This is a genomic window from Pantoea anthophila (genome assembly GCF_006494375.1).
Taxonomy (GTDB): domain Bacteria; phylum Pseudomonadota; class Gammaproteobacteria; order Enterobacterales; family Enterobacteriaceae; genus Pantoea; species Pantoea anthophila.
The window spans coordinates 268,899-286,028 of sequence record NZ_VHIZ01000056.1 but is presented as its reverse complement, the minus strand read 5'-3'; the positions used below and the strand labels follow the sequence as shown (position 1 = coordinate 286,028).

15 protein-coding genes are annotated in these 17,130 nt (G+C 59.0%); 6 read left to right on the top strand and 9 right to left on the bottom strand.

Annotation, left to right across the window (positions count from 1 at the left end; genetic code table 11):
• Window position 1: 1 nt before the first annotated feature.
• The 4 genes from pqqC to FJW00_RS18600 form a co-directional block, all read right to left on the bottom strand.
• Complete coding sequence (gene pqqC / locus FJW00_RS18615; protein WP_009090267.1) at window positions 2–757, bottom strand: pyrroloquinoline-quinone synthase PqqC; 756 nt, start codon at window positions 755–757, stop codon at window positions 2–4.
• Between the two features lie 3 nt (window positions 758–760).
• Window positions 761–1,678, bottom strand: a complete 918-nt coding sequence (gene pqqB / locus FJW00_RS18610) for a pyrroloquinoline quinone biosynthesis protein PqqB (protein ID WP_140925317.1) — start codon at window positions 1,676–1,678, stop codon at window positions 761–763.
• A 52-nt stretch (window positions 1,679–1,730) separates the two neighbouring features.
• A complete protein-coding gene (gene pqqA / locus FJW00_RS18605; RefSeq protein WP_009090272.1) occupies window positions 1,731–1,802 on the bottom strand; it encodes a pyrroloquinoline quinone precursor peptide PqqA in 72 nt (23 codons plus the stop codon).
• Window positions 1,803–1,944: 142 nt separating this feature from the next.
• Window positions 1,945–2,961, bottom strand: coding sequence for a dipeptidase (locus FJW00_RS18600; RefSeq protein WP_140925315.1), 1,017 nt, complete (start codon window positions 2,959–2,961; stop codon window positions 1,945–1,947).
• A 159-nt stretch (window positions 2,962–3,120) separates the two neighbouring features.
• On the opposite strand from FJW00_RS18600, the gene FJW00_RS18595 reads away from it, so the two are divergent.
• Both FJW00_RS18595 and leuA read left to right on the top strand, forming a co-directional pair.
• On the top strand, window positions 3,121–3,516 hold the full coding sequence (locus FJW00_RS18595) for a hypothetical protein (protein ID WP_140925313.1): 396 nt from the start codon (window positions 3,121–3,123) through the stop codon (window positions 3,514–3,516).
• Between the two features lie 254 nt (window positions 3,517–3,770).
• Window positions 3,771–5,486: a 2-isopropylmalate synthase gene (leuA, locus tag FJW00_RS18590; protein WP_140925311.1), complete on the top strand. Its 1,716-nt coding sequence runs from the start codon at window positions 3,771–3,773 to the stop codon at window positions 5,484–5,486.
• Here the strand turns inward: leuA and FJW00_RS18585 are convergent.
• Window positions 5,407–6,186, bottom strand: a complete 780-nt coding sequence (locus tag FJW00_RS18585) for an AraC family transcriptional regulator (protein WP_009090277.1) — start codon at window positions 6,184–6,186, stop codon at window positions 5,407–5,409. The two genes, leuA and FJW00_RS18585, sit on opposite strands and share 80 nt — an antisense overlap.
• Complete coding sequence (locus FJW00_RS18580; RefSeq protein WP_140925309.1) at window positions 6,183–7,043, bottom strand: NAD(P)-dependent oxidoreductase; 861 nt, start codon at window positions 7,041–7,043, stop codon at window positions 6,183–6,185. Before FJW00_RS18580 ends, FJW00_RS18585 begins: the two co-directional genes overlap by 4 nt.
• Before the next feature lie 195 nt (window positions 7,044–7,238).
• Between FJW00_RS18580 and pqqU the strand changes: the two genes are divergently transcribed.
• Window positions 7,239–9,359: a TonB-dependent receptor PqqU gene (gene pqqU, locus FJW00_RS18575; RefSeq protein WP_181405392.1), complete on the top strand. Its 2,121-nt coding sequence runs from the start codon at window positions 7,239–7,241 to the stop codon at window positions 9,357–9,359.
• Window positions 9,360–9,702: 343 nt separating this feature from the next.
• Complete coding sequence (locus FJW00_RS18570; protein WP_140925307.1) at window positions 9,703–12,528, top strand: autotransporter outer membrane beta-barrel domain-containing protein; 2,826 nt, start codon at window positions 9,703–9,705, stop codon at window positions 12,526–12,528.
• A gap of 74 nt (window positions 12,529–12,602) precedes the next feature.
• Here the strand turns inward: FJW00_RS18570 and FJW00_RS18565 are convergent, their stop codons facing one another.
• The 3 genes from FJW00_RS18565 to FJW00_RS18555 all read right to left on the bottom strand — a co-directional run bounded on the left by FJW00_RS18565 (window position 12,603) and on the right by FJW00_RS18555 (window position 14,225).
• Complete coding sequence (locus tag FJW00_RS18565) at window positions 12,603–13,160, bottom strand: isochorismatase family protein (RefSeq protein WP_140925305.1); 558 nt, start codon at window positions 13,158–13,160, stop codon at window positions 12,603–12,605.
• A 9-nt stretch (window positions 13,161–13,169) separates the two neighbouring features.
• Window positions 13,170–13,601: a MarR family winged helix-turn-helix transcriptional regulator gene (locus FJW00_RS18560; protein WP_009090285.1), complete on the bottom strand. Its 432-nt coding sequence runs from the start codon at window positions 13,599–13,601 to the stop codon at window positions 13,170–13,172.
• Between the two features lie 66 nt (window positions 13,602–13,667).
• Window positions 13,668–14,225 (bottom strand): helix-turn-helix domain-containing protein, encoded by a 558-nt coding sequence (locus tag FJW00_RS18555; protein WP_140925303.1) that lies wholly within the window; start codon window positions 14,223–14,225, stop codon window positions 13,668–13,670.
• Window positions 14,226–14,361: 136 nt separating this feature from the next.
• Here FJW00_RS18555 and FJW00_RS18550 point away from each other — a divergent pair, with 136 nt between their 5' ends.
• Window positions 14,362–15,537, top strand: coding sequence for a benzoate/H(+) symporter BenE family transporter (locus tag FJW00_RS18550; RefSeq protein WP_140925301.1), 1,176 nt, complete (start codon window positions 14,362–14,364; stop codon window positions 15,535–15,537).
• Window positions 15,538–15,708: 171 nt separating this feature from the next.
• Window positions 15,709–17,130, top strand: coding sequence for an SrfA family protein (locus FJW00_RS18545; RefSeq protein ID WP_140925298.1), 1,422 nt, complete (start codon window positions 15,709–15,711; stop codon window positions 17,128–17,130).

Below are 17,130 nucleotides of genomic sequence, written 5' to 3'. Positions count from 1 at the left end.
GTTATACCAGTCGGGTGGTGTGCCACGCCGCCTTGTCAGTGACGGTGTGATAAGGCGGACGTTTCAGCTCGTAAGCCATGGTCATCGCATCCAGCATGCTCCATAAAATATCGAGCTTAAACTGCAAAATTTCCAGCATGCGGTTCTGGCTCTCTGCGGTGGTGAAAAAGTCCAGCGCCAGCGCCAGGCCATGTTCCACATCGCGGTTCGCCTGACCCAGGCGGCTGCGGAAGTAGAAGTAGCCCTCTTCTTTGATCCATGGATAGTGCTGCGGCCAGCTGTCGAGCCGCGACTGATGGATCTGCGGCGCGAACAGCTCGGTCAGTGAACTGCACGCGGCCTCCTGCCAGTTGGCGCGGCGGGCAAAGTTAATATAGGCATCCACCGCAAAACGCACGCCGGGCAGCACGTGTTGCTCCGACAGCAGTTCCTCACGCGTCAGACCGACGGCCTCGCCCAGCCGCAGCCAGGCTTCGATGCCGCCCTCTTCGCCATTACTGCCGTCATGGTCAAGGATGCGCTGCACCCATTTGCGCCGTGTAGCCGGATCGGGACAGTTCGCCATGATCGCCGCATCTTTCAGCGGAATGGTGGTCTGGTAATAGAAGCGGTTGGCCACCCAGCCCTGAATCTGCTCGCGGGTCGCCTGACCGTTGTGCATCGCAATGTGATAGGGGTGATAAATGTGGTAGTACGCACCCTTGTCGCGCAGAGCCTGTTCAAAAGCCTGTGGCGACAGCGTTTCGGTGATCTGCATGATTTAGCCCTGAAGGTGGATCGCCATTCCGTCCCAGCTCACCTCGATGCCCTGCTCTGTCAGAAACTGACGCTGGGGTGACTGCTCGTTAAGGATCGGATTGGTGTTGTTAATGTGGATCAGAATTTTGCGTTTTGCCGGCAGCGACGCCAGCAGCGCCATCAGCCCCTGCTCTTCTGCCAGTGCCAGATGGCCCATCGCCCTGCCGGTGTTGTGGCCTACGCCGGTGGCGAGCAGCTCATCATCCTGCCAGACGGTGCCGTCAATCAGCAGGCAGTCTGCCTTGTGCAGCCACGGCAGGATGACGTCATCAGGCTCTCCCAGACCGGGTGCATAGAGCAGCGTCTGGCCGCTGGCGCGGTTTTCGATAAACAGCGCCACGTTGTGACCCGGCAGCGGCCGATCGCGATAGGGCGAGTATGGCGGCGCGTTACTGATGATCGGAATCGCGGTAAACACCAGATCGCGACAGACATCAACGCTGAACGGCGTCAGTGGCGCAATGGGCCGGTGCTGTAAGCCGCCGTTCCAGTGGCTGAGCATCGGAAAGATGGGGAAGCCGGTGCTGAGGTCGGCATGCACCTCAGGGGTGCACCATACCTGATGCGGACAGCCTTCACGCAGGCTGAGCAGCCCGGTGGTGTGATCGATCTGACTGTCGGTCAGGATAATGGCACCTATCGCGGTGCCGCGCAGTACCCCTTTGCGGGTCAGCTCGGGCGTATGCAGGATCTGTTGACTGATATCGGGAGAGGCATTGCACAGCACCCAGTCCTCGCCGTTATCGCTGAGGATAATCGACGACTGTGTACGCATGCTGGCCTGAATCGTGCCGTTTCGCACGCCGTGGCAGTTGGCGCAGTTGCAGTTCCACTGCGGAAACCCGCCACCCGCGGCCGAACCGAGGATTTTGATAAACATAGAGGAAAACCAGAAGTTGAAAAAATGCCCGCTCAGAAGGCGGGCATAACGATTAACGGTTGGAGATGTAGAGAGTTACTTCCAGACCGAGACGCAGATCAACGAAGGTTGGTTTTTTCCACATAATTTATATCCTCTTTATTAACAGTAATTTAGCTGCCTGGAATCAGCGTGACAGCGATTAAATGAGAGCACTGTCACAATTTCCAGGCAGATGGTGCGCCAATGGCGCGTCGGGATCAAGTCCGGACGTAAGGAAATTGTTATCACAGCCCGGTCAGACGTAAAACCCGCTGCCAGTTTCCCCATGCCAGCTTCTCTGTCAGTGTCTGATCATAGCCCGCTTCCCGGAAAGCCGCGAGCAGACGCGGCATCCCGCTGACATCCCCCAGCGCATCCGGCGGGGTGATGCCGTCGAAATCGGAGCCAAAGGCCACATGGTCGCTGCCCATTATCCTCAACAGGTGATCACAATGCTTAACAATTTCTGTTAATGGCGTGTCGGCGTCGCGTTTACCGTCCGCCCGCAGAAACGCGTTGCCGAAGTTGATGCCGACCAGCCCCCCGCTGTCGCGGATCGCCATCAGCTGCGCATCCGTGAGATTGCGCGGCTGCGGGCAGAGGGCGTGCGCGTTAGAGTGGCTGGCGACCAGCGGCGCAGCGGCGATCCGGGCAGTATCCTGGAAGGCCTTTTCATTCATGTGAGAGACGTCGATCATCATATTGAGCGCGCTGGCCTGCTGGATCAGCCATTCACCGGCCGGGGTCAGCCCCGGCCCGGTATCAGGCGAGCCGGGGAAGCTGCCGCTGACGCCCTGACCAAAGCGGTTAGGCAGATTCCAGAACGGCCCGATACTGCGCACCCCCGCCTGCCAGAAGGCGTGCAGCTGTTCGCCCTCTTCATCCAGCGCATCGGCCCCTTCGATATGCGCCATCATCGCCAGCACACCCGCCGCCCGGCACTCTGCAATCTCTTCCACGCTGCGGCAGAGACGCGCCCGGCCCCCTGATTCATCGGCCAGTTGCTGCAGGATCTGCAGCTGCTGCCACATGATCTCAAGCGGTTGCCAGGGTTCACCGGCACGGGCTGGCACGGTGCGGGCAATGTACTCCTGCGGCGGCACAAAAATCGCAAACAGCCCGCCGCCAAAGCCGCCCTGCTGAATGCGGGGGAAATCGAGGTGGCCCCGTTCAATACCCTGATAAAACGCCTGCGCAGGCGCATCGCGATGATGCAGCCAGAGGTTAAGCAGCAGGTCGTTGTGACCGTCAAAAATCAGCATAAGTGTTCACCCGGAGAAACAGGCGATCATGCTAACCCCGCCCGGCAGATTCATCAAACCGGAGCGCACGCAGGGTGTTGCCCTGAATATTTCAGGATATAGTGCAGAGAATATTTCTTGTGCGCCGGTCTGAAGTGGATTATTTACTGGGGTCAACAGGTGACTGAGTTTTATATCTCAAGAGCGGGGCTGATTTCTGGCCTCGCTGGTAGCTTTCTGATTTTCATCTCTTTCTTCCTGTACGCTTTTAACAGAAAAGCGTATGACAGACTCATTTCCCTGTTCCTGGAGAAATATCAGTTTCCGCCACCCTGTTCGTTCTATCACATGGCCGGTTTTTTTGGCGCATATCAGGTGTGCAGATTTTTCATTAATCTCAGCAGGAATAAACCTATAGTCTCCCTCAGCAAGGAGAGTCCTGCTTACTCCTTTTTCGGCGAAAACAGACTCACTGTCAGCCGCTGGATGATCTCGTTAGTGCGTCTGTGGATGATTGCAGGAATCTGCTATCTCGGCACAGCGCTCGCTGTTCTGACTCTGATTGTCCTCAGGTGAGAACGACACTGATCACGACGTAATCTTACCAGCCCACGCTGTAGGCACCGTCTTTGACTACAGCGCCTCTTGCTCACCTGTCTGACATCAACTCAGAGCCTTCCCTTTTCAGTCTTCTTCGTCTTCAGGCGGAACAGCGCTGCTTGCATATTCACCTTGCTGTGTGTTGTCACTTTTGCGCATCAGGTTGTCAGCATTGCGCGCGCGGCGGAGAGGCGCTGGCGGCAGACTGATAAAAAAACAAGGAGAACCCTATGCTGACGCAACCCGCTGATAAATACCGTCCCGCCCCGCTGATGTCGCTGCCCGATCGTCAGTGGCCTTCACGCCAGCTCACTCAGGCACCGCGCTGGCTCTCTACCGATCTGCGCGATGGCAATCAGGCGCTGGCGGAGCCGATGGATCGCGAGCGCAAGATGGCCTTCTGGGATTTGCTGCTGCGCTGCGGTTTCCGGGAGATCGAGGTCGCCTTTCCCTCAGCATCGCAGACAGATTTTGATTTCGTTCGCGATCTGATTGAACAGCAGCGCATTCCGCAGGATGTGACGCTGCAGGTGCTGACACAGGCGCGTGCCGATCTGATCGCCCGCACCTTCGAATCGCTGCAGGGGGTGCCGCGCGCCATTGTGCATCTCTATAACGCCACTGCGCCGCTGTTTCGCGAACGAGTTTTTAAACAGAGCAAAGCGGAGATTATCGCCCTCGCCACCGCAGGCGCGCGGCAGATATGCGCCGGATGCGAGGCGCAGCCGGCAACCCACTGGACCTTTCAATATTCACCCGAGACGTTCTGTTTCACCGAACCGGCGTTCGTTCTGGAGATTTGCGAGGCGGTGGCGGATGTCTGGCAGCCTGATGTCACGCGGCCGATGATCATCAACCTGCCCGCCACGGTGGAGGTGAATACGCCGAATGTCTATGCCGATCAGATCGAGTATTTCTGCCGCCACTTCAGCCGCCGCGATGCCGTCTGTATCAGCGTCCATCCGCATAACGATCGCGGCACCGGCGTCGCCTGCGCGGAGCTGGCTCTGCTCGCGGGCGCTGACCGGGTTGAAGGCTGCCTGTTTGGCAACGGCGAGCGCACCGGCAATGTCGATCTGGTCACGCTGGCGCTGAATCTCTACACGCAGGGCGTTTCGCCGCAGCTCGACTTCAGCAAAATGCAGGAGGTAATTGAGGTGGTGACCCGCTGCAACCAGTTGCCAGTGCATCCCCGCCATCCCTACGCGGGGGAGCTGGTCTTCACCGCCTTCTCCGGTTCGCATCAGGACGCGATCAAAAAAGGGTTCGCCATTCGCGCCGAACAGCAGGAGACGCTGTGGCAGATGCCCTACCTGCCCCTTGACCCGGCCGACATCGGCTGCAGCTATGAGGCGGTGATCCGTGTCAACAGCCAGTCAGGCAAAAGCGGAGCCGCCTGGCTGCTGGAACAGAATCACGGTTTACAGCTGCCGCGTGCCCTGCAGCAGGATTTCAGCCGCTGTGTGCAGCAGGAGACAGACCGGCACGGTGGCGAGATGACGCACTACGCGCTGTGGCAGCTCTTTTGCCGCCGCTACGGTGTGACGCAGCCGGCAATCACCCTGGAGCAGGCTGACAGCCAGAGCGACAGCGTCGGACAGACGCAGATGCGCGCCAGCGTCCGCTGTCAGGAGCGTCCCGTGACGCTCACCGGCCGGGGCAATGGCTGGCTGTCGGCGGCGGTCAATGCCCTCGCTGGCGCGTTCGATCTTCATCTGACCATTGAGGATTATCATGAACACACGCTGGGGCGGCGCAGTGACAGCCGATCCGTGGCCTATATCAGCTGTGTGGATGCGCGTGGGGTGCGGGCCTGGGGTGTGAGCATCGACAACGACACGACCCGTGCGGCCCTGCAGGCACTGCTCAGCGCGGCGGGCTGCTTTCTGGCGGCGGAAAGTAGTCCGTCGGTGACACGCCCAGCAGACGACGAAACATCGCACTGAAGGCGCTGGGGCTTTCATAGCCCAGCTCCAGCGCCACCCGCAGCACCGCGTCGCCCTGCGCCAGTCGCGTCAGGGCGATCGCCAGCCGGGCACGTCGCACCCAGTCGCTGAACTGCAATCCGGTTTCGCGCATAAAATGGCGGGCCAGCGTCCGGCCCGAGACGTTCAGGTGGGTACTGGCGCGCAGTAGCGTCCAGTTTTCGCCGGGGGTCTGCTGGATCCGCTCACACAGCGCCTGAAGCCGGGCGCTGTGTGGCGTCGGCAGCGCAAACGGCAGCACATCCATGCCGCGAATTTCATCCAGAATCAACTCCATTACCCGCTCAGCCCGGCTGCCTGCTTCGTAATGCACCGGCAGCGCGAGTGCGGTAACAATCAGCTCACGCAGCAACGGCGAAATCTGCACCACCTGACAGCTGGCGGGCAGATCGGCGCGTGCCAGCGGATCGATAAACAGCGTGCGCGCCGCGACGCTGCCGGTAATCTGCAACGCATGACGGGTAAACGCGGGCAGCCAGACGCCGCGGCTCGGTGGCACGATCCAGCTGCCATACTCCGTTTCCACCCGCACCACGCCGCTCAGCGTGTGGATCAGCTGTGCGCAGGTATGGTGGTGCCAGGGCTCACTGGCACCGTGCCGGTAGTCGTGCGCCAGCGGCACCAGCGGACGATGGCTGAAGTCAACCGGCTGCTGGCTCATTGCGCTTTCAGATAGCGGTAGATCACCGCCAGATCCTCTTCACCATGTCCTTCATCAACCGCCTGCTGCCAGAGCCGGGAAATATTCTCCAGCGCTGGCAGCGGCGTTTCTGCGGCATCCAGCGCCAGTCGGGCATCCTTCAGCGCCCAGACCAGATGCATCTGCGGGGTGTAGTCATCGCGGGCCATCATCTCCAGCTTCATTTTTGCATAAGGGGCCGCGAGCGGACCGCCCTCCAGCACCTGCCAGAGATCGTCGGTGGAGAAGCCGAACTGCGCTGCCAGCTGGGTACTCTCTGCCAGGCTCTGCATCATGCCAATCAGCCAGCTGTTGATCACCAGCTTCATACGGCTGCTTTTACCCGCTTCGCCCAGCCATTGCGTACCTTTACCGATGGCGGCAAACACCGCTTCTGCCGCCTGCGCCCGGCTCTGATCGCCACTGGCGAGCACCAGAATCTGTGCGTTTTCGGCCGGTGCCTTAGTGCCGGAAACCGGCGCATCAATAAACAGCAGATCGGGACGGGCCTCTGCGAAAAAGGCGATCAGCGCGTCCGTTTTTTCCACCCCGATGGTGCCCATCTGGCACAGCGTTGCACCCTGTTTAAGGGCTTCCTTAACCTGATGCAGCACCTGCTCAGTGGTATCACCGTCCGCCAGCATGGCGATTACGACATCCGCCTGCCGCACCGCCTCGTCCGGCGAGTCAGCCAGCTGCAACCCCGCGCCCAGCAAATCTTCGCCGCGTGCGCGGGTGCGATTCCAGCCGTGCACGGTAAAGCCTTTCTTCAGCAGATTAGCGGCAAATGCGTGCCCCATTGCGCCTAATCCCAGAACCGCTACTTCAGGTTGTTTCATGCTGACTCCCTTGAGTTATCTGACGGCATCCCACAACGGTGGATGCCCGTGACCAGTAAAGTTGCGTTTCAGCCTGGCGGTAAACAGAGAAAAAATCCAGCCCGAAACGGTGTACCCCAACCGGGCAAACCCTTACCATACGCGACAATTGTTCCATCTGGTTCAATACCTCTTCTCTTTTCCAGGCGACTTATAATGAAAATAATTTCTCTGCGTCAGATGACGCTGGTCATGCTGCCCGCCATGCTGCCGCTGCCGCTGCTGGCGGCGGATAACGACGCGACCCTGGTCGTCACCGCCGCACCGTCAGAACAGGGCCTCAACGAACTCGATACCCCCGCGGCTCTGAGCGTGGTCAGCGGCGACGATATGCGCCAGGCCGCCCCGCGCGTGAACCTGTCGGAAAATCTCAGCAGCGTGCCCGGTCTGCAGATCCAGAACCGGCAGAATTACGCCCAGGACCTGCAGATTTCGATGCGCGGCTTTGGCTCCCGTTCCACCTATGGCGTGCGCGGCCTGCGCATTTATGTGGATGGCATTCCGGCGACCATGCCGGATGGGCAGTCACAGACCTCAAATATTGATATCGGCTCGGTTGACCATGTTGAAGTGCTGCGCGGCCCCTTCTCAGCACTCTATGGCAATGCGTCAGGCGGGGTCATCAACGTCACAACACAGCAGGGGCAGCAGCCGGCGACGCTGGAAGCCGGCAGCTGGTACGGCAGTTACGGCAGCTGGCGCAACAGTGTTAAAGCCAGCGGCGCGACCGGTGACGGCACGCATGCCGGCGATGTGAACTACACCGTTTCTGCCTCCCGCTTTACCACCCACGGCTATCGCGACCACAGCTCCGCCCAGAAAAACCTCGGAAACGCCAGACTCGGCGTGCGCATTGATGATGTCAGTACCCTGACGCTGCTGTTTAACAGCGTTCACATCGACGCACAGGACCCGGGCGGCCTGACCGCGGCACAGTGGCGCGACAATCCGCGTCAGGTGGTGAACAATGTCTCGCTCTATAACACCCGCAAAACGGTCGATCAGACCCAGGGCGGTCTGCGCTATCAGCGCCAGATGAGTGAAAATGACGACCTCAGCGTCATGCTCTATGCGGGCATGCGCGAAACGACCCAGTTCCAGTCGATTCCCGCCACGGTGCAGCTCAAACCTTCCCATCCCGGTGGCGTGATCGCCCTGACCCGCCATTATCAGGGTGCAGACACCCGCTGGACTCATCGCGATACCCTGCTGTCCATTCCGGTAGCGCTGACCGGTGGCCTCGACTATGAAACCATGAGCGAGCGCCGTAAGGGCTACGAGAACTTCACCGTCAGTGACGGCGTTACGCACCTGGGCGAACAGGGCAATCTGCGACGCAACGAGCGCAACCTTATGTGGACGCTCGATCCCTACCTGCAGACTGCCTGGCAATTGACGGATAAGCTTTCGCTCGATGCGGGCGTGCGCTTCAGCACCGTCAACTTTGACTCGAATGACTTCTACATTCGTCCCGGCAACGGCGACGACAGCGGGAATGCGCGCTATCACAAGTGGCTGCCCGCGGCGGCGCTGAAGTATGCCGTTGATCCCGGCTGGAACGTGTGGATCTCTGCCGGGCGCGGCTTTGAAACCCCGACCATCAATGAGCTTTCCTATCGTTCGGATAATGCGACCGGCCTGAACCTGGGACTGAAACCCGCCACCAGCGACACGCTGGAGGCAGGCACCAAAAAACGTATCGGCAATGGCCTGCTGAGCGCGGCGCTGTTCCAGACTGACACCCGCGATGAGATTGTGGCAGATGCCAGCAGCGGCGGTCGTACCACCTATAAAAACGCCGGTCAGACGCGCCGTCGCGGTCTTGAGCTGAGCCTGGACCAGCAGTTTGCCTGGGACTGGCGGCTGAAGATGGCTTACACCCTGCTGGATGCGCGCTATCGCAGCAATGCCTGCGGCAGTGACAGCTGTGACGGCAACCGTATTCCGGGCATTGCCCGCAACATGGTCTACGCAGGCCTGGGCTACCTGCCCGAAGAGGGTTTCTATGCGGGAAGTGAAGTGCGCTACCTGAGCCAGATTGCCGCTGAAGATCAGAACAGCGTTAACACCCCCTCCTACACGGTGGCCGCACTGAACAGTGGCTATAAATGGAAACTGGACGCGTGGACGCTGGATCTGTTTGGGCGGGTCGATAATCTGTTTGACCGGCATTACGTGGGGTCGGTGATTGTGAACGAGAGTAATGGCCGTTATTTCGAGTCTGCGCCCGGTCGTAATTACAGCGCTGGATTCACGGTGAGTTACGCATTTAACTAATTTAATAAGTGGCTTTTATAAAGCCACTTATTACCGCCCAACCCTGTATTGCCAATTAATAATATCCGTTATCTTCTTAGTTAATTAATAACCCACACAAGCCCGCACTCATAAAAAAAACCCCTTATTTACCCACCCCCGTAACCTTATTGCAACCAGAACCCTCTTTTGATAATAGAAACCGGAACACATTTGGGATAAATCAAATATAAAACCCGTCTTCCCTGATAAATTATTCTCAGCTCAAACGTATCTGCCTAGCCGCACATTGAATAATTAATCTTTCTGTGTGCGCGTTGATTTTTCGTGCCACACAGGGAATGTTTTGCTGATGAATAAGATAATGAGTCGTTTAACGCCGCTGGCGTTACTGACAGGATTTATGATGAGCGGTAACGTGGCGGGTGAGAATATCGGAAGCCAGACAGGGGCGAATATAACCCTGAATGATGGCGACATTCTGACCGGAGACGCCACCTATTCAGGCGGGCTATATGGCGTCGTCAATCCCTACAATCAGACCGGAATTGTTAATCTGGGTCGTCGCGCTTTTATAAACGTTACTGATGCCGATAATTATGCACGCGGCGTAGTCATCTGGGGGAATGAGAGCCAGCTGTTTGCGGAAGGACTTACTCTCAATATCAGTGGAAATAGTGCCCTGGGCATTAATATTACGGGTCAGGATATTACTGCCGATCTGGGGACGGGAACCACTGTCAATGTGACCGGAACCGCTACCGCTTCCGGTATCCTGATTCGGGGAGCGTCATCGCTGAAAGCGGAAGCCCTTACGGTGAATCTGACAGGAGACGGTGGTTTTGGCCTCAGCGTCAGCAATGCGGGCACCCGCGTGGACCTGGGGAGTGGCAGCACCCTATCGACTCAGGGCAGAAGAAGTCACGCTATCAGGGTCCATGCCCTGAATGGGAAAGAGTCATCCCGCCGCACAACACTGACCGCAAATCAACTGACGCTCAACACGACAGGCGATTCTGCTTATGGCCTCAATCTGCAGGCCGATTCGCTCGCGAATCTCGGATCCGGAAGCACCATCACGACAACTGGCGCGAACGCCTTTGGTATCTGGAACTTTGGTGAACTCGCCGCTGATAATCTGACCATTAATACGACAGGAAGCGGCTCAATCGGTCTTGAAGTGCGTCAGAATGGCGTTGCTGACATTGGCCCCGGCAGTCAGGTAACGTCTGAACAGGCTGGCAGCATCGTCGCCAGCGGCACGTCAGCAATCATTAACTTCAAAGGAACAGCAGAACAGCGAAACAGCCTTCATTCAGGCGGTTCTTATGCCGCTTCTGCCCAGACGTCTGGCTCCTCTGTCACGCTTGATGAGACCGATATTACCAGCGCCGACATGGCGCTGTGGGCGCTCAACGGGGGTCATATCTCGGCGAATAATGTTTCCATCAGTAGTTCAGTGACTCCCAGAGCGGCGCTTTATGCAATGACAGGCGGCGAGATCAATCTGACCGGTAATGTCGATATCGCTATGGCTTCGGCAGATCAGTTCGCCATCGCCACGCAATATAACGAAGGTTATGCACAGGGCGTGGTTAATATCGACGGCAAACTGAATATGACAGGATCCGTTTATTCCCGCGGCGGCTTCGTTGATTTAGCGCTGCAGCCCGGCTCGGTCTGGCAAGGCGCAGCCATCAGCGACGGTCTCAATCAGGGGTATCTGAATACGACCCTAGATAAAAGTGACTGGTATGTCAGCGCAAATTCAAATGTGGACCGGTTAAACATGAATAAGGGGCGGATTGATTTTACCCGGTCAATCTCTGCATCCGATTATTCCACCTTAACCGTTGCCGATCTGTCAGGTAGTGGTAATTTTAATATGCGTGTTGATCTGGCAGGTGAAGGTGATGGCGTTAATAACCGTGGCGATAAGCTGGTTGTCACAAACAGCAGCCAGGGTGACTTCACCTTGTCATTTGTTAATCAGGGCAGTCTGGCGACAACAGGCCATGAGTTATTAACCGTGGCAGAAACTCCTGACGGGATAGCAAATTTTACCACAGCATCGGATATTGAACTGGGCGGCTATCTCTACTCAGTGCGTAAAACCGGCACGAACTGGGAACTCTACTCTTCCGGCGCCGCATCAGCACCGGAACCAGAACCGGCTCCGACACCAGAGCCAGCCCCTGCCCCAACACCCGCGCCAGCCCCTGCTCCGCAGCCTGCGCCAGAACCTGAACCTGAACCGGCACCGACGCCAGCGCCTCCGATTACGACCACGGCAGATGCAGGCGGTAATTTCCTGCATGTCAGTTACCTGATGAACTATGTCGAAACGCAAACCCTGTTTCAGCGACTGGGCGACATCCGCCAGGACAATGCGAAAGGGAATGTCTGGCTGCGGGGCTTCGGCGGTAAACTGAACACCTTCTCAGGCGGCAGACTGAGTGACTTTGAAATGGGCTACAGCGGCTATCAGTTTGGCGCAGATAAGCACCTGGCCGACGATATAAACGTGTCAGGCGGCCTGTTTATGGGGACCACCCACGCCTCACCTCACTACCGCGGGGGTGATGGTACGGCCAAATCAGAACATGTGGGGGGCTATCTGACCTGGGTCGCCGACAACGGTTTTTACATCGACCAGGTCATTAAGATCAACCGCATCCGCAATCAGTTCAAGGTAAAAGATAGCCAGCAGAATCTGGTTTCCGGTCAGGCCAAATCAACCGGATTCACATTTTCCGTTGAGGCGGGCAGGCGTTTTCACTTCTCTCCTGATGACCAGGGCTTTTATCTCGAACCTCAGGCTCAGATTACCGCAGGCCGGCAGAAAGGGTCGCAGACCCGGGCCAGCAACGGTCTGGTTATTGAGTTTAAAGATTATCATTCCGTTAACGGTCGGGCAGGCGCGCTGGCAGGATACAGTCAGAAAAGTGGAGCAACGAATTACAATGTCTATTTCAAAACCGGCGTGGAACGCGAGTTTTCAGCCAGCATGCAATATGCTCTGAACGGTTCAACGGAGAAAGCGGATTTCAGCGGAAATGCCTTGCGCAACGGACTGGGAGTCAGTGCCGATATAGACACCGCACATCATCTTTATCTGGAAGCCGATTTAACGACCGGTCAGCGCTTTGATCAACGCCAGCTCAATGCCGGTTACCTTTTTAGCTTTTAACTGAAGGTGGTACGTTCAGCCATCCCTGTCCTGCCCTCCGTGGCAGGACTTTTTTTGCCTGATACTCAGTCAGATCAGGCCTGCGGCAGCAGCGCAACAATCTCCTTACTGCTGCCGGTTTCACCCAGGCGCGGAAAGATCAGATTGATGCTGTTGTTGTGCGTATCAATGTTGAGATCGGTCATCGCATCGGTCGCCAGCGTGACGTTGTAACTTGACTCATAGGCCTGTCGCGCCGTGGACTCCACGCCGATACTGGTCGCGATCCCGCAGATCACCACCTGGGTGATGCCGCGCTGCTGCAATTCCTCGTGCAGCGCCGTGGCCTGAAACGCGCCCCAGCTCTTTTTGGTGATGGTGATGTCATTCTGCTGCGGCGTCATTGCCGGAACCAGCGTCGCCCAGTCGGCAGGAAGTTCACCGCTGTGACGGGCCTGCTCAGTGCGGCCTGGCGCACCACCGGCCACGTTAACCAGCACAACCGGCAGATTATGCTGGCGGAATGCCGCCGCCAGCGCGGCACAGCGTTCGATCACCGGCTGCGGCTCATGAACCAGTGGCAGCGCCACAATGCCATGCTGCAGGTCGATAACAATCAGCGCCGTTTTTGCATCAAGTGTGGTTACAGCCATATTAAATCCTTAAAGTGAATGGTCAGCGAGTCGCTGCAGTAAAGGGAGAACATCGGTCAGTTGCTGCTGTTCAGCCGGCGTCAGCCGGGCCTCCAGCGTCCGTACCAGCCAGTCGTCACGCATCGCGCGGCTGGAAGCAATCACCGCCAGGCTGGCCGCGGTCGGCAGGTAACGGGTCTTGCGTCCATCGTGCGGGTCGGGTTCTCCTGTCACCAGATCCGCCGCCAGTAACCCCGCAACGGTGCTGCCCATCGACTGGCTGCGCACGCCTTCCGCCGCGGCCAGCTGCGTCACCGTCATCGCCCCGTCCCGCACCAGATGGCCCAGTACCGCCACCTGTGACCAGGTTAACTCACCGGGTGGGGCCGATTCGCGCAGGCGGCGACTCAGCTTACCCACCAGCATGCGCAGCAGGGCTGCCGATTCAGTCAGATCGCTCATTGCCGGTCTCCATAGCCAGGCGAAAGTATAGAGATACGAAGGTAAACTGTGTAGTTTGCTCAGGTATCAATTTGTAACGTCCGGCCGCTGCAGATAGTGGATCAGACTGTGAAAACGCAGTGGCGTCGCCAGCGGATTACGGTAGCTGTGTGCCACATCCGCCCTGAACTGGAACGCCTCTCTCGCCACCAGTCGTCGCCAGATATCACCGACGCCCAGCAGCAGCTCGCCCTCAATCACCACCACCTGCTCGACACAGCCCGCTTCATGGGGGGACGACTGGCTCTGCGCGCCCGCTGCCAGCTCAACCGCCAGCAGGTCAAAACGCAGCTGCGGATCGTAAGGCAGCAGCGGATGAACCGTCATCTCGGCGTTGGCCTGGCTGAACCCGGCGACCGCGCCAGAGGGAAGCACCCGTCCGTCGATAAAAAAGGAAAAGGGAACGCTGAAACCGGTGGCGATCTTCCACAGCGTGGCCACGGTCGGACTCGATTCGCCGCGCTCAATCTGCCCCAGCATCGCTTTACTGACGCCGGTTCGCTCCGCCGTAAGCGTCAGGCTCCAGCCGTTGGCCTGGCGCAACTGTCTGAGCGCGGCGCTCAGGTGTTGCTGAAAATCTGCCATTTTTTCTCCTGCATTTTTCGTCAATGAGCTGACGTTATGCTGCCAGTGTAGCACTTGTGCGTTATAGCGTATCATGCAATCATGTGCGCTATAACGCACAACACAGATTCACCTTCGCTGAGGGTGAGAGAGAGCGATGATGAAAAGAGTGGGACATCCCCGTTTTACCCTGCCGATGGTGGTTTCCGGCTTTGTCGCCGTGCTGGTGGGCTACAGCAGCAGCGGCGCCATTATTTATCAGATGTTTCAGGCGGCGGGCGCCACACCGGCGCAGATCGGCGGCTGGCTCTCCGTACTGGGCATCGCGATGGGGATCGCCTCGCTGGGATTGTCGCTGCGCTACCGCATGCCGGTGCTGGCCGCCTGGTCAACACCCGGCGCGGCGCTGCTGGCCACCAGCTTTCATGGCATTTCGCTGAACGAGGCGGTGGGCGTCTTTGTGTTCTCCAATCTTCTCATCGTCCTGTGCGGGGTCACCGGACTGTTTGCCCGACTGATGAATCACATTCCCGCTTCGCTGGCGGCGGCGATGCTGGCCGGGATTCTGCTGCGCTTCGGGCTGCAGACCTTTGCCGATTTGCAGACCAACTTTGTGCTCTGCGGCAGCATGTGTCTCGCCTGGCTGCTGGCCCGCCGCTGGCTGGCCCGCTACGCCATTCTGGTCACCCTGCTGATCGGTATCGCCGTCGCGCTGGCGCAGCACGCCATTCACTTTCCGCCGCAGCCCTTAAGCGTAATGCTGCCCGAACCGGTGATGCCGCACTTTACCCTGACCACCCTGCTGGGGATCGGTGTGCCCTATTTCCTGGTTACGATGGCGTCGCAGAACGCCCCCGGTATCGCGACCTTACAGGCGCACGGTTATCGTGCACCGGTGTCTGCCCTGATGAGCTGGACTGGCCTGACGGCGCTGCTGTTATCACCGTTTGGCGGTTTTTCCGTCTGTGTGGCGGCCATTACCGCGGCGATATGCATGAGTGATGAGGTCGACCCCGATCCGCAGCAACGCTGGCGCGCGGCGGTGCTGGCGGGAATTTCCTATTTGCTGGCGGGTGCGTCCGGGGCGTTGATCGCCGTGCTGTTCAGCGCCCTGCCTGGAGTGCTGATTGAAGCGCTGGCGGGACTGGCTCTGCTTGCCACGCTGGGCGGCAGCCTGCAGCGCGCGCTCGAACAGCCTGCTGAACGCGACAGCGCGCTGATCACTTTTCTGATCACCGCTTCCGGCGTCTCGCTTCTGGGGATCGGTCCGGCCTTCTGGGGCCTGGTGGGCGGCATTGTCGCCCATCTGCTGCTGGTGCGCAGACGCGCCTGAATCTGCTGATCTCACTGAACTGGCGGTTGTTTTTCCGCCAGCCAGTGAAAAAAACGCTGGATTTAGCCCCTTTTCTGCCGTTTGATTTGTCATTGCCCCGCGTAAAATCAACGTAATCGTCGATAACACGCGATTTTCTGCCTCAGACAACGACCGATAAGGGCCCAACAGGTGGCAAAAACTTTTCTGCGCAGCGGTAATTTAGATGCAGTTCTGGCATTAGGTGAAAATGGCCAGCCGGTCTACGCCTCAGCACTGCAAATTCGTGAAACCCTGCGCCTGCGCCGTCAAAGCGCACTGGCAGATTGCCTGGCCATTCCCCAGGCCAACGACCGGGGCGACCGCCTCGACTGGTATGCCCCTTTCAGCGGCCGGGTGAAATCCTGGCTGGGTGCCAGCGATCATGAGCGTCGCGCGGCGCTGCAGCACCTTACCGCCTGCCAGCAGGATATGCAGGATCTCAGTACGCGCGCGCGCGCGGCAGAGAATCCGTCGATGCGCCTGTTTGGCGCGCTGCTGAGCAAGACCCTGCAATTCCCCGACCAGCAGTATGTTTATCTGGTCGATGGCAAACCGGTGATCACGTTCTGGGGCTTTGTCGACGCGCAGGCGCGCAGCCGCGATGACGCGCTGGCCTGCCTGCGTGACACCCTGGAAGAGAATCTGCCGGTGGCGCTGGTTGAACCGCCACCGGCTGTGTTGCCTGCCGCGCCTGTCGTGGCAGAGCCGGAGATCCTCGCGCCGCCACCGGTTCCGGAACCTGAGATCCTGCCTGAACCGGAACCCCAGCCTGCTGCGCCCGTCGACGCTCAGCCCGTTGCGCCTCTCCCGGCGCGTCGTCGTTTCCGCGTCTGGTATCTGCTCCCACCGGTCGCGATTGCCGCCGCCGTTATGGTGGCCGTGCTGCTGCATCGTCAACCCTCTGAGTCCACCCCGGTGGCAACGGCGAAGCCAGCGGCGACCCCGGCGACGGTGCCTGCTCCCGCCACGCCGGCAGTCACGGCGAGCCAGCCTCCGGTGGCTGCTGCACCGACCGAGGCCGCCAGCGCGCCCGCGGTGACGACGCCGGCCACCCTCACCCCGCCAGCGGTGACGGCCACGGCTGAAGCGCGCCCCGACACACAGCCGCAGTCAGCGGCCAGCACCACCGAGACCCCGCCTGCCGCCGCGTCTGCTACCCTTGCCAGTGAAGCGACCCCGACGGTACCGGCGAAGCCAGACGATCTGATTGTGACGCCGGATGCGGTGCGTGACGGGCAGGTGCAGGTGATCGATGGCCGCTGGCGGGTCACCATCAACCAGATGCCGACGCCAACCGGTAAGCCACCCGTGATGCGCTTCCAGTTTAAAAATGGTAAAGGCAGCGTGCAGGTCACTCAGGGTAATACCAGCTGTAAAGCCGATGTCAGCGCCGCCATGACCAGCGCCGGTAATCTGGTGATTGAGAGCCGCTACACCGCGAAGTGCCAGAACAATTCGCGCTACCGTATGCCGCTGCTTGTCTGCCACGCCAGCATTGGCGCAGCGCAGTGCGAAGCGCAATTTGCTGAAGACCGGGTCTTCCCGATGACGATTAAGCGTGAGAGTAAATAA